Origin of the sequence: Pseudomonas sp. PvP100 (genome assembly GCF_017833055.1) — a bacterium.
Lineage (GTDB): Bacteria > Pseudomonadota > Gammaproteobacteria > Pseudomonadales > Pseudomonadaceae > Aquipseudomonas > Aquipseudomonas syringae.
On record NZ_JAFIBO010000001.1, the window covers coordinates 22,816 to 36,951 of the forward strand.

At 60.2% G+C, this 14,136-nt stretch carries 6 protein-coding genes; 4 read left to right on the top strand and 2 right to left on the bottom strand.

Annotated elements, in window-relative coordinates:
* The first annotated feature begins 61 nt into the window (after positions 1 to 61).
* Together recJ and JOE39_RS00115 are read left to right on the top strand one after the other, a co-directional pair.
* A complete protein-coding gene (recJ, locus tag JOE39_RS00110) occupies positions 62 to 1,777 on the top strand; it encodes a single-stranded-DNA-specific exonuclease RecJ (protein WP_210078067.1) in 1,716 nt (571 codons plus the stop codon).
* Positions 1,778 to 1,889: 112 nt separating this feature from the next.
* Entirely contained in the window at positions 1,890 to 2,996 is a 1,107-nt protein-coding gene (locus JOE39_RS00115) for an NADH:flavin oxidoreductase/NADH oxidase (protein ID WP_003391177.1), read from the top strand.
* A gap of 61 nt (positions 2,997 to 3,057) precedes the next feature.
* Here the strand turns inward: JOE39_RS00115 and JOE39_RS00120 are convergent, their stop codons facing one another.
* Positions 3,058 to 5,145 (bottom strand): response regulator, encoded by a 2,088-nt coding sequence (locus JOE39_RS00120; RefSeq protein WP_096133414.1) that lies wholly within the window; start codon positions 5,143 to 5,145, stop codon positions 3,058 to 3,060.
* A gap of 298 nt (positions 5,146 to 5,443) precedes the next feature.
* On the opposite strand from JOE39_RS00120, the gene JOE39_RS00125 reads away from it, so the two are divergent.
* The gene (locus JOE39_RS00125; RefSeq protein WP_010416083.1) at positions 5,444 to 6,190 is read left to right on the top strand and encodes a tellurite resistance TerB family protein; all 747 of its coding nucleotides are present in this window, start codon (positions 5,444 to 5,446) and stop codon (positions 6,188 to 6,190) included.
* A 58-nt stretch (positions 6,191 to 6,248) separates the two neighbouring features.
* Here the strand turns inward: JOE39_RS00125 and JOE39_RS00130 are convergent, their stop codons facing one another.
* Positions 6,249 to 12,209, bottom strand: coding sequence for an NEL domain-containing protein (locus tag JOE39_RS00130; RefSeq protein WP_210078065.1), 5,961 nt, complete (start codon positions 12,207 to 12,209; stop codon positions 6,249 to 6,251).
* Between the two features lie 297 nt (positions 12,210 to 12,506).
* Here JOE39_RS00130 and JOE39_RS00135 point away from each other — a divergent pair, with 297 nt between their 5' ends.
* Positions 12,507 to 14,129: a methyl-accepting chemotaxis protein gene (locus tag JOE39_RS00135; RefSeq protein WP_024662079.1), complete on the top strand. Its 1,623-nt coding sequence runs from the start codon at positions 12,507 to 12,509 to the stop codon at positions 14,127 to 14,129.
* Positions 14,130 to 14,136 lie beyond the last annotated feature (7 nt).

The window sequence follows — 14,136 nt, forward strand, 5'->3', positions numbered from 1 at the left end:
AGCCGCCGGTTCCGATCGAAATCACATTCATCGACACTGCAAAGAGAATCAGCTGACCCGCATGCGCATCGAACCTCGTCTATTGCCCGACACCTTGCCGTTCCTTGGCGACCTGCCGCCCCTGCTCACACGTCTGTACGCAGCACGAGGTGTGGCCTGCGAGGCCGAACTGGACAAAAGCCTGGCGCGGCTGATCCCCTATCAGCAACTCAAGGGGATCGATGCGGCAGTAGACCTGCTGGTCACTGCGCTGCGCGAGGGCCAGCGTATGCTGATCGTCGGCGATTTCGACGCCGATGGCGCGACTGCCAGCACCGTGGGTGTTCTGGGTCTGCGTCTGCTGGGCGCGGCGCATGTGGATTATCTGGTGCCCAACCGGTTCGAATATGGCTACGGCCTGACGCCGGAAATCGTCGAAGTGGCGTTGCAACGCGAACCTCAGCTGTTGATCACCGTGGATAACGGTATTTCGAGCGTCGAGGGCGTGGCGGCGGCCAAGGCGGCCGGCTTGCAAGTACTGGTGACCGATCACCATTTGCCTGGCCACGAGCTTCCGGCTGCAGACGCCATCGTCAACCCGAACCAGCCAGGCTGCACCTTTCCCAGCAAATCGCTGGCCGGTGTCGGGGTCATTTTCTATGTACTGATGGCCTTGCGTGCGCGTCTGCGCGAGACCGGCTGGTTCGAGAGCAATCAGCGTGCCCAGCCCAATCTGGGCGAGCTTCTGGATTTGGTCGCGCTCGGCAGTGCGGCCGATGTGGTGCCGCTGGATGCCAACAACCGCATTCTGGTTCACCAGGGGCTGATGCGCATCCGTGCCGGCCGTGCCCGACCGGGGCTGCGCGCCATTCTGGAAGTGGCCCGGCGTGAACCTTCGCGCATCACCTCCACCGACCTGGGGTTCATTCTCGGGCCACGGCTGAACGCGGCAGGGCGCTTGGATGACATGAGCCTGGGCATCGAATGCCTGCTTTGCGACGACCCGACCCTGGCGCGGGAAATGGCCGTGCAACTGGACGAGTTGAACCAGGATCGCAAATCCATCGAGCAGGGCATGCAGCGTGAGGCGCTCGCCCAGCTCAAGGACCTGCCGCTGGAGTCGATGCCGTTCGGCCTCTGCCTGTTCGACGCCGAGTGGCATCAGGGTGTCATTGGCATCCTTGCTTCGCGGCTCAAGGAACGTTACCACCGTCCCACCATCGCGTTCGCCAGCGCCGGGGAGGGCGTGCTCAAAGGTTCGGCCCGTTCGGTACCGGGGTTTCACATTCGCGATGCGCTGGACGCCGTGGCGGCCAGTCATCCGCATCTGATCAGCAAGTTCGGTGGTCACGCCATGGCGGCAGGCCTCTCGCTGCCTGAAGAGAACTTTCCGGCGTTTGCCGAAGCATTCGACCAGGAGGTACGTCGTCAGCTCGACGAGCAGGACCTGACCGGGCGTCTGCTGTCCGACGGCTCGCTGGCCGTCGAGGAATTTCATCTGGAACTGGCCCGCGCGCTGCGCAATGCCGGTCCCTGGGGGCAGCACTTCCCCGAGCCCTTGTTCCATGGCGTGTTTCAGCTGGTCGAGCAGCGAGTGGTGGGCGAGCGTCACTTGAAGATGGTGCTCAAGACCGAGTGCGGCAGCGTCAAACTCGATGGCATTGCGTTTGGCGTCGACCGGGATATCTGGCCCAACCCTAATATTCGCTGGGTCGAGCTGGCCTACAAACTCGACCTCAACGAGTTTCGCGGCAACGAAACCGTGCAACTGATGGTGGTGCATATCGCGCCACGCTGACGATAGCAGGAACCCCTCTCGCTACCGGGTTGTCGACACTACACAGTCTGCCAAACCTGTTCTTTGAATGAACGGAACTTGGACACCTGAATTTTCATTACGAGAGGTTGCCATGAGCCTGCTGCTTGAACCCTATACCCTGCGCCAATTGACCCTTCGCAATCGCATCGCAGTGTCGCCGATGTGCCAGTATTCCAGTGTTGACGGCCTGGCCAATGACTGGCACCTGGTTCACTTGGGAAGCCGTGCCGTTGGCGGCGCCGGCCTGGTCATCACCGAAGCGATGGCGGTGACGCCGGACGGGCGCATCACTCCCGAAGACCTCGGGTTGTGGAACGACGAACAGATCGAACCGCTGCAACGCATCACCCGTTTTATCAACGCTCAGGGTGCGGTTGCAGGCGTCCAGCTGGCGCACGCCGGCCGCAAGGCCAGCACCTGGCGCCCGTGGCTTGGCAAGCACGGCAGTATTTCCCTGAATGAAGGCGGCTGGACCCCGGTCGGACCTTCGGCAATTGCTTTCGATCCGCAGCACACCACCCCTGTGCAACTGAGCGAAACGCAGATTCAGGAGTTGATCAAGGCGTTTGTCGATTCCGCACGGCGTGCCTTGGAGGCGGGCTTCAAAGTGGTGGAAATTCACGCCGCCCATGGTTATTTGCTGCATCAGTTCCTCTCGCCTTTGAGCAACCAGCGTACCGACGAGTATGGCGGTTCATTCGAGAACCGCATTCGCTTTACGCTGCAAGTCACCGAAGCCGTACGCGCGGTGTGGCCTGCAGAGCTGCCGGTGTTCGTTCGTGTGTCCGCCACCGACTGGGTGGAAGACGGCTGGAACGCCGATGAAACGGTCGAGCTGGCGCGTCGATTGAAAGCCATCGGGACCGATCTGATCGATGTATCGTCGGGCGGTACGTCAGCCAACGCGGAAATTCCGGTCGGTCCGGGCTACCAGACGCGCTTCGCCGAGCGGGTTCGCAAGGAGTCCGACATCGCGACAGGCACGGTGGGCATGATTACCGATCCGGCGCAGGCAGAGCACATTCTGCGTACCGGGCAGGCCGATATCATCCTGCTGGCGCGTGAGCTACTGCGTGATCCGTACTGGCCTCTGCGCGCCGATGAAGACCTGGGTGGCCGCCTGGCAACCTGGCCTGCGCAGTATCAACGCGCGACGCACCGTGATCAGCCGATTCATGAGTCTGACCTGCGCGACTGATCGCCAATCGCTTCGCTGCTGGCAATACCGACAAACGAGCGCCGCACGGCGCTCATTTTTGTTACTCGCCTTCCAGCAGCTCGGTGACACGGCTGATCAGTTCGGCAATCGCAAACGGCTTGGGCAGCACATGCATGCCCGGCTCAAGCGTGTCATGCGCCAATACAGCGTTTTCAGCATAACCGGTCACGAACAGGATTTTCAGGTCGGGCCGGACGTCACGAGCCGCGTCTGCGACCTGACGACCGTTCATGCCGCCCGGCAGACCGACGTCGGTAATCAGCAGGTCGATGGCCGCTTTGGACTGCAGTATGGTCAGCGCATCGGCGCCTCGTTCAGCCTGCAAAACGATATAACCAAGGTCTTCAAGCAACTCTGCAATGAGCAAGCGCACTGCGGGTTCGTCATCGACAACCAGAATGGTTTCGTCGCCGGTGCTTGAGGCAGGGACTTGCAACGGGCTGTCATCGAAGGCCACCGTTTCAGCTTCACCTTCGTGCATCGGTAGCAGAACGCAGACCTTCGAACCCTCACCCAGCTTCGAGGTAATGTGCACGCCGCCGCCTGACTGCCGTGCAAACCCGTAAATCATCGACAGCCCCAGCCCGGTGCCCATGCCTAACGGTTTGGTGGTAAAGAACGGGTCGAAGGCCCGCGCCATGACGTCGTTGCTCATGCCCGTGCCGGTGTCGCTGACGGAGAGTTCCACATAGCGGCCTGCGGGCAACTGATACCTGGTCGCAGTGGCGGCAGTCAGGTGACGGTTGCCCGTCTGGATCAGCAGTTTTCCACCATCGGGCATGGCGTCCTTGGCGTTGATGCACAGGTTGAGCAGCGAGTTTTCCAGTTGATGCGGATCAACCAGGGTCGCCCACAGCCCGTGCGAGGCATTGACCTGCATGTCGATCGCCGGGCCCACGGTGCGCCGGATCAGCTCGTCCATGCCCGCGACCAGCAGGTCGATATCCGTAGCCTTGGGCGCCAGTGTCTGACGGCGCGAGAATGCCAGCAATCGGTGTGTCAGGGATGCCGCGCGTCTCGAGCCTTCCAGGGCTGCGTTGATATAGCGATCCAGTTCAGTGAAGCGCTCCTGTCTGATCCTCGACAGCAGCAGCTCCATGTTGCCGGTGACGCCCATCAGCAGGTTGTTGAAGTCATGGGCCAGCCCGCCGGTCAATTGCCCGACCGCTTCCATTTTCTGCGATTGAATCAAGGCCTCCTCGGCAATACGCAGGGCCTTGATGCGGTCCTTCTCGTGGGTCAGGTGCTTGCCCAGCGCAAAAATGATTCCATTGCCAGGCGCAGCGGTCCAGCCGAACCAGTGGTAGCTGCCGTCGACATGCTGGTAACGATTTTCAAACAGCGGCAGTACGTGGTTGATGGTGTGTTTCAAGGCGTTCTGGGTGCTGCTGACATCATCCGGATGCAGCAGGGTCATGATTGACGTGCCCAGCAGCTCGTGTTCCGGGTGGCCCAGCAGCGCTGTCCAGGCCGGGTTTACCCGCAGAAAAATACCGTTGAAATCGAGTATCGCCAGCGGGTCAGGAGAAATCTCCCAAAACGTGTCCAGCTCCAGTGTGCGTTGTTCAAGTCTGGCGGTCTGCTGTCGTTCCAGGTTGACCAGGTCATCGATCAGTTTCAGGCGTTTGCGCTCGCTTTCCTGCAGCGCTTGCTGATTGAGGACATGCGCGGTGGTTTCGTTGGTGATACAGAACATGCCAACCACCACGCCGTGCTCATCGATTACCGGTGAAAACGAGAATGACCACCATGTCTGTTCGATCTCGCCGTAGCGCGCCATGCTCAGCGGCATATCCGTGTAGCGGCAGGGCTTGCCGGCGAACGCATCGATCACCAGCGGCGCGACCTGATCCCATACGTCCGCCCACAGATCCGGGATCAGCGCACCGATGGCGTGGTCCTTGCGCGGTCCGAGGATCGGGGTGTAAGCGTCATTGTGGAAAAACACCAGCTCCGGCCCCCAGAGCAGGTACATGGATTCCGGGGAATTGAGGATCAGATTCAGGGTGTTTTTCAGCGACACCGGCCAGTGCTCGATCGGTCCGAGTAGTGTCTGGCTCCAGTCCCTGGATCGGATAATCCCGGCAGCCTTGCCGTTGGCGGTCGGGAAACCAGTGGGCGATGTCACGTCAGACAAACTCCTGAAAATCTGAATCGGAGTGCAATGGCATTCATATGAATGTAAGTGTGTATTGGGTCAATTCAGAAAAGGGACTGTATACCTGCTTTTACCTGCAGCTTGTACATTATTGACTCTTTGCTACAGGTGCGGGTTTCAAGCATTTCGCTGTCGCGCAGGGCAGATTGACGAACGGGTAGTGCTTTTAGCCGTAACATCCGGAAGCAAACCGGTAATAGCCAGGCAGTGACTTCTCTTCAACTTGTGGGTCAATGAACTATCTGACAAACCTTGTAGGAGGCTTCCTGTGAATACGCGTGGTTTACTCGATCAATTGCTCAAGTCCGGACAAAGCATGTTGCAGGACAAGAACAAAGGCAAATCCGGCAAGCAATCGTCGGGCGGCGATTCACTGATCAACGGTCTCGGCAGCCTGCTTGGCGGTGGCAAAGGGCAGGGCGTTTCCCAGAATGGATTGGGCAGTCTGCTATCTGGCGCCGGTGGTGGTGCGCTGGCCGCAGGTGCCATGAGCCTTCTGCGCGGCAAACGCTCACGCGGGATGGGCGGCAAGGTGTTGACCTACGGAGGTCTGGCGGCGCTGGGGGTACTGGCTTACAAGGCGTACAACAACTGGCAGGCCAGTCAGGGACTCACCGCTCAGCGCGAACCGCAAACCATCGACCGGCTGCCCGAGGCTGAAGCCGAGCAGCACAGCCAGGCGATCCTGCGCGCACTGGTCGCCGCCGCAAAGGCCGATGGCCATGTCGATGAGCGCGAGCGCGAACTGATCGAGGGAGAGTTCACCAAGCTGAACAACGATCAGACGCTTCAGCAGTGGCTTCATGCCGAGTTGAACAAGCCGCTGGACCCGGCCGAGGTGGCCCGGGCCGCGACCACGCCGGAAATGGCCGCGGAGATGTACATTGCCAGTGTGATGCTGGTGGATGAAGAGCACTTCATGGAACGCGCCTACCTTGATGAGTTGGCGCGTGAGTTGAAACTTGAACCCGGCCTCAAGACCGAGCTTGAGGGCCAGGTGCGGAACGCTCAGTAAACTGGCGCTCCGGCCGCCGGCTGCCCGGCACGCCTTGCGTGCCAGGCAACTCGATCAATCAATGATGTTCCATTCCTTCGGCGTTGGTCAGCTCCCTGATCAGCGCTGTCTGCTGCTCTTTGAATGTGGCTTCGAATTCTAGAATCCGTCCTTCGTATTCCGGGTCGTCAAGGCTGATATTGCGTTGCTCGAACTCGTCGGTGAGTCGATGCAGTTCAGTCCTGTAGTTACGTTCGAGTGCTTCGAAGCGTCCAGAGTGGGTTTCGCGCAGGTAGTTGATCCAGTAATCCTGCTGCCCGGCAAAGCGCAGGAAGGGCTCGCCGCGTTCACCGATTTGCACGCGAAGCAGTGCCGTCTCGAACTCCCCCGGCCTGATGGCGGCGTGGGCCGGGTACATCATGCCTTCCGGCGGCACGGGCAAGTCCAGCGTGCTGGCCCAGTGCGTGCGATACGCCAGACGTACCTCGGCTTCATCACGGTTTCCGGCCTGTTCGCGGGCTGCGACATCCAGCTCCGACAGGCGATACAGCCGCACGGTCAGTCGATACAACAGGGCTCCACGCTGCTCCGTTACGACGTCCTGCAACGACTGGCGGATGAACACCAGCACCTCCATCTGGTTAAATTCCAGAAGGATGCCGTCCGAGCAAGTGTCGTTGTGATGAAACAGCCTGAGCGGTTCCTCGGCGATGGCGTTGAGGGTCAGTGCCAGTTGAGGGTCCTCACTCACGGTCGCCAGTACTCGCCAGACGCGTTCGCGCAGCGCTGCACGGCTGGCGATGTTGCGATAATCGGCGCTGTGACGCAGCGAATCGATCAGGTCGAGCAGGTGGCGGGTGTGCTCTCTCGCTTCCAGCTGCTCCCAAATCTCGCGCCGTCCGGTGCTCAACGGGTTGCTGTCGTCCAGCCAGGGCTCTACCGTGACGGGTTCCGGAGTCGCTGCCCGGCTGTCCTCTGATGACTCGTAATCTGATATCGATGAGTCCGAATCATGGTGTTCCGTCCAGTCCATTGCGCTGAGTTCGGGCGGCAGGTCCATGTCGAAAGTGAATGAGCGTCCATAACGCTCCGACAAATGCGCCCGCCGCATGGTGTCTTCGGAAAGCGGATTGCTCAGCAGGCTTATTTCCGTGTGCGCAAACTCGCTGCCGGGATTGGCGAGTATGTGCTCTGGCAATTCGCTGATCAGATTGCCCTCCAGCAACAGTGTCCTGATTTGCGCCGGCACCATGCTCTCCACCCAGGTTGGCCATTCGACCAGCCCTGCATTGTTCAGTGACAGCCAGTTGAGCGCTGTGCCACCGAGGCTGTTCAGGTTGTTGATGGCGCCTATCCGGTTGCCATCCAGCTCCAGCCGCTCAAGCGTGGCAATCCGGCCGAAGAAATCGATGTGCTGTTGATCGACCAGCATTCCCTGATCCATCAGCGATAGCGAACGAAGTGATCGAAGCTCGAGCAGTGCCGGTGGCAGTTGCAGCAGGGGCGCGACATGCCCGTTCAATTCCAGCGAGGTCAGGTCAGTCATGCGGCGCAACAGTTGATCAAGATCAGCGGCCGTGCCGGTGATTCTGCTCAGATGCAGATAGCGTACCTGGCGATAAAAGAAATCCGGCAGTTGGCGCGGAAAGTCGGTCAACGCAATGTCTGCAAGGCGCAGGGGGCTGTGGATTTGTCCCAGGCTGAAGGTTCGCCAGTGATTGATCAGGATCCTGCCGATCTGACGGCGCGATTCGATGAGCTGCTCGCTCGGTGCGGCCATTGAGCTGGAGGCATGCGTCCACTGATCAACGGCGGCAAATAGTTCGGCGCCTTGTGTCAATTGCCTGTTTACAGCGGCCCTCACGGCAAGCGGAGTGTCCATGACAAAACTGAAGGAACTGCCAGCGACCGCTTCGTTGATACGTGCGTGTATTGCGGTGTGTCGGGACAAGGCGTTGCCGCGCAAGTCAATCACGGTTCGATGCTCTGCGCTGGGGGGATTGTCGAGGATCCACCCGGGCAGTTCCGTCAGGTTGTTGTGGGCCACCGACAGTTCGCGGATGTTGTTGGGGATCATGTCGGTCAACCAGGACGGCCAGCGGTGCATGCCGACCCGCTCCAGCACCAGCCGATCGAGGTGCAGCCAGCTCAGGTCCATGGGCAATACGCTTATCAGTCGATTGCCACTGAGGTCCAGCATCCTCAGTCCGGGCATGTTGCGTAAATGATTCATCTGCGCCTGATCCAGAAAAATCCCCTGGTTGATCAACCCCAGTTCGGTCAGTTGTGGCAGCACACGGGACACTTGTTGAGGCAGGTTGAAAAAGACCGAGGTCTCGGGGGCGAGCCCGGCAGATGGCTCACTGACCAGGTTCAGTGCCCGGGTATGCGGGAAGCGTTGCAGGAAGACTCCCAGTTCGGCGCTGTTGTTCAGTTGCCGGGGCAGGTTCATGCCGGCAGGCGCCAGGTCAATTGCATCCGGCTCGACCGCTATGTTTTCCAGATGCAGCGCGGTAACGCGGCTGAAGAAGAAATCCGGCAGATGTCGCGGAAAGTCACTCAACGAGACCTGCTGCAGGCGCAGCGGCTCAAGCGTGCGTCCTATCTCGGGGAGATTGTTGAGGCGCCAGTGGCTCCAGATCGCGTCGTTGAGACGCCTGCGACTGTCTATATGAGTCTGACTCATAGCGGGCATTGCCACGGATTCATAAGCCCAGGCATCGAGACTTGCGCGCAACAGCATTTGCTCGCCCAGCAGGTCGTTGAGGCGCGCATCAATGGTTCTGTTGTCCCAGCCGGTGTGGCGCAGGCGGTTGAGAATGTCGTCGGGAAAGGCGTCTTCCAGTTCAAGCATGCGGATCTTGTCCAGCAGGCTCTCGTCGGTCATGTGCCAGTCGACCCTGGCGCCGCCGCTTAACGGATAGCCAAGGCGACCGTCGGCCAGGCGCATGGGAGATTTCGTGCCTGGCTTGATCGCCTGCATGTTCAGCAATGGCGCGAGGTGCCGGCGGGGCAGGGGGTTTTCCTGGATCAGCGCTGCCAGCGCCTGACCCTGGCCGGGGTGGGCAAAGCCCAATTGGTTGCGCTCGGCATCGGGCAGGGCGTGCAGCACGGACGAGTAAAGATCGTCGAGCCCGTGCAGGTGCCGGTCGTCGGCGTCACGGGTTTCGTAGCGATTGCCGTCCTTGATCAGCACTTTGCGTACCGGCGCATCCGTCGGGCCAATGCTGTCGATCAAACGGCCACCGAAATACCGGTTATGGACCTCAAGCCTGACCTGTGCAGGCCATTGCGGCAGGGCTTCAAGGCTGTGCAACGCTAGACAGTCGCTGTCGGCGCTGGAGACCGAGGTCAGATAAAGCCCCTCATAGGCCCGCGCCAGCCTCACTTGTTGTAAATAGACGCTGGCCTCTTCGGCAATGGGCAGTGGCACACGGCGTTCCGTCGTCAGTTGCAGTCGCTCTGCCGACGAGGCGTGGCTGGCCAGCTCCTGAGCGACCAAAGGTGGCAGGCCGGGAAATGCCTTCTGCAAGGTTTGCGCTCCGTCCGCCTCGGCGACGTTCAATGCGCGGTAACGGGACTCGAACAGCCAGCCTCTGGTGGCGCGGGCGCGTGCCGCCAATTGCGCCCGTAGCGTGATCAGTCGCGGTGACATGCCAAGCTGACCTGCGCCGAACTCTTCATTGAGCAGGGTGCGGATTTCGTTGTTGCTGAGCTTTTCCAGCACCTGACGCAGGGCATCCGGCTGATCGGCATGTACAGTGATGTCGAGGGTGTCAGCCGCGACCGGCTGGTACGCCGGGGCGAATGTCTGGAGCTTTTGGCCCTCGGCATCCACCAGCACCAGCGCGCGATTGCCAGGCCAGCCACGGTCCTGGCTCAGCAGTTCAAGTTGAAGCGGTGCCGCCGCGTTTACATCGTTGGCTTCCAGTTGCTCTATGCAACCCTCGATCTCCTGGTCCAGTTGGAACCGGCACGCAGTGTCCTCAAGCAATGCGGGAGGGCGACGCTGATCGGTCAGTGCCTCGCGCATCACCGATTCAGGCGTGTTGCTGACATTGACGATGCGCCTGGCGGTGCTGTCGGAAAACGTATCGCTGGAATAGCCCAGCCGTCGAAACAGGTTCAGTCCTTCCATCGCCAGCGGCTGATCGAGCTCATGCAGCCATGCTCCGGCGCCGTTGTGTCGCAAGGCGGGCCGGTAGCTGTCCGCGCGGGTCGGATGCTCGATCAGGTAACCGTCGCCGTTGGCGGCAGAGCTGACCGAATAGGTGCGTCCTTCAAGTGGCAACCATTGTTTACCCTGCCATGTGTACAGGCCTGTAGCGTCGGGCTGCAGACCCTTGGGCAGGACGATGTCATGGGCAAAGGGGGTCAGATCAGGCTTCCACAGGCGGGTCATGCCGCCCGGCAAATCCACGGGCTTGAGGCTGTTCACGAATTCGGGCGCCTGTACCGCCGGGATGCCTGCTGCGCTCGTCGCCGCAGCGCCAAGCGCCGATATCAGCGCAACGTTCTCGACCACATCGAACAGGTAGGCGAACGCCTGCTGCTTCTCGTCCCTGGCCCAGCTCTCCACGCCCTCATACACTTCGTGAGCCAGCTGGATAGCGGTGACCGCCATCATCACCTCGCCCAATACCGGAACCACGAAGCCTGCAATATTCAGAACATTGAAGGCGGTGTCCATGAAGTACTGCACGCGCTCATCGAAGGTCTTCTGGTCCTGTGCCGCAGTAGGCACACCATGAAACAGTGCGTCGTCGCGCAAGGCTGCGCGTTTGCGCTCGTACAGGTTGTCCAGCAGCGGACCTTGCAGCACGGTTTCTCTCAGGTCGAGTCGGGCGTTTCTATCCGCCTCACGCTCCAGCCACTGACGCTCGAAAATGCCGCCTTTCTTGACTTTGGGGTGCAGGCGCTCGGACAACTTTTCAAACAAGGCACTTCGATGGCGCGCAGGTATGAAGCGTATGAAGAAGTTCAGGTAGCCGTTAATGAACATCCGGTCGCGCAATGCGTTTATAAACACTTCGACCGAGTCGTACTCCTTCAGCGGCGCAACCGGATCATCCGGTATATACACCACAATCCGTTCTGTCTGCGTGGCCATCTCCCGGTCTTTGCCAATCACCAGAATACCGGTTAGTTCGATATCGCCCAGGCACAGTACGCTGCAACTGACCGGCCGGTTATCGAGTCGGACATGCTGTTTGCCGTCGAGAAGCTCCAGTAAGGCGCCTTGCAAACCCCGGCTGATCAGCTGTTGCAATGACGCAATCTGCAACTGTAGCCGGATCGACGATGCTTCCAGTTGCATGAAGCTCTGGCGCAGTCTCGATGCCGCAGCGTCTGCCGTTTCGTCGGGTGTCGAAGGCCTGCTGAAGGCGGCCTGAATATGCGCCTGATATTGGCCGCCCAGATCCAGCTCACGGCACAGCGCCGCAAAGCCGGTCGGGGGAATCGGCAAGGACGTGCCGCTGATCTGTTGGCCGATGATTTCGAACGAAGAGAACACCTGGGCCTTGATCCCGGTGCTGGAGTCCATTGCGCCCGGAGCTGTTTCCCAGGCTTCGAAATTCTGCAACGCGGCCTTTAGCAGGCTCTGGGTCGACGCCCTCAGGGCAATGTTTGCCTGCGTTATCGGGTCTCTGGATGCCGTATTGAATGATTGGTCGACCCGTGCACGGCTGGCGTGGAACAGCCAGGTGTTGGCGACGTCCACTTCCAGCCCGAAGCGATCCTTGATGGCAGCTGTCAGCAGGGGCCTTGCGAAGTTCTCCAGCGTCGACAGACTGTCCAGCGTCGGACGAACCTGTTGTTCGTACTCGCGATGCTCGGCATACAGGCGCTGCAGCTCGGCGAGCTGATCAGGGCTGGACTTGCGTGCGCCTGCCAGCCATCGCAACGGGCGCCGAAGGGCTTTGCGCAAGGTTGCATGGGTTGCCGGCGCTGCGTGAAGCAGCCACTCGGGGGATTTGTCTTTTATCAGTTGCAGATGCGGGGGCTCAGGAGCCTTGCCCGTCAGAGATAGATCCAGCATTTAAGTGCCTTGTCGTGAATGAACAGGCGACAAAGCTTACGGCCGCGACTTGCCGTGCAAGTGCTAACTATCTATGTACTCTCGCTGTTTCTGAAGGCCATTGCTCAAGTAGTGGTCGCGATGGCCGACAAGACATGAAGAAGGGTGAAAGAGCGGCGTTCGATAGCGGCCGTGACTTCATTTTGTATTACCCATGTAACGTTTGACGGCTGGGCTATACTCACGCCGTTTGGACCGTCCGTCGGTCCGCTTCTTGAACACGGCCCGACGCCGTCGTTGAACTCTTGAGGGCTGACTGTGAAGAACTGGACCTTGCGCCAACGGATTCTGGCGAGTTTCGCCGTCATCATCGCAATCATGCTACTGATGGTCGTTGTATCTTATTCACGGTTGTTGTCCATCGAGTCCAGCGAGGAAGATGTACGTCTCGATGCGTTGCCCGGTGTCTACTACAGCACCTTGGTGCGCAGTGCCTGGGGCGAGAGTTACATCCGCACGCTTGAGCTGATTGCCGAAGGGCAGGGGCGGCCGCTGACCAAGCAGGAACGAGACCAGTTTCAGGGCTTTGACGAAAACCTGCAGGCCCAGATGGACGGCTACAAGAAGTCCATTTTCGATGATGCAGACAGAGACAGCTTCGCGCTTTTCGAAAAGCGCCGCGAAGCTTATTCGCGCATGCTCGCCGAGGTTCACGCCAAGTACGATCGCGGCGACTACGCAGGCGCGCGTGCCGAGTTCTATGGCGATGTCAACCCGGTCTGGCTCGCCGGCCGCAAGCAGCTCAATGAGCTTATCGTGGCCAACAAACAGCTGGCTGATCAGGCCACCACCAACATTGTCAACGCCGTGCTGGCTGCCAAGATCAGCATGATCCTGTCGCTGTTGGTTGCTGTGCTGGCGGCTGCGGCCTGCGGTCTGTTACTGATGCGTTCGATCATGGCGCCAATGCAATTGATCGTGAGTATCCTGGACGTCATGCGCAAGGGGGATTTGAGCACCCGTCTGAGCCTGTCGCGCAAGGACGAGTTCAATGCGGTCGAGACCGGTTTCAACGACATGGTCACCGAGCTCACCGCGCTGGTTGCGCAGGCGCAGCGCTCCTCGGTACAGGTCACTACCTCGGTCACCGAGATCGCTGCAACGTCACGTCAGCAGCAGGCCACCGCCACCGAAACCGCTGCAACCACCACCGAGATCGGCGCTACGTCGCGGGAAATCGCCGCTACCTCGCGGGACCTGGTGCGGACCATGACCGAAGTCACTTCGGCGGCAGACCAGGCGTCGATTCTCGCCGGCTCCGGTCAGCAGGGCCTGGCACGCATGGAAGACACCATGCATCAGGTGATGGGCGCTGCCAATCTGGTCAACGCCAAGCTGGCGATCCTCAACGAGAAGGCCGGCAACATCAATCAGGTCGTCGTCACTATCGTCAAGGTCGCCGACCAGACCAACCTGCTGTCGCTCAATGCCGCCATCGAGGCCGAGAAGGCCGGTGAGTACGGTCGCGGTTTTGCAGTGGTGGCCACCGAGGTGCGTCGCCTGGCCGACCAGACTGCCGTTGCCACGTATGACATCGAGCAGATGGTGCGGGAAATCCAGTCGGCGGTGTCTGCTGGCGTGATGGGTATGGACAAGTTTTCCGAAGAGGTGCGCCGCGGCATGTTCGAGGTCACTCAGGTCGGCGAGCAATTGTCGCAGATCATTCATCAGGTTCAGGCGTTGGCACCCCGTGTGCTGATGGTCAACGAAGGCATGCAGGCCCAGGCCACCGGCGCCGAACAGATCAACCAGGCGCTGGTGCAACTGGCGGATGCCAGCAGCCAGACCGTCGACTCACTGCGTCAAGCCAGTTTCGCCATCGACGAGTTGAGTCAGGTCGCGGTCGGGCTGCGCAGTGGCGTTTCGCGTTTCAAGGTCTGAAGGATCA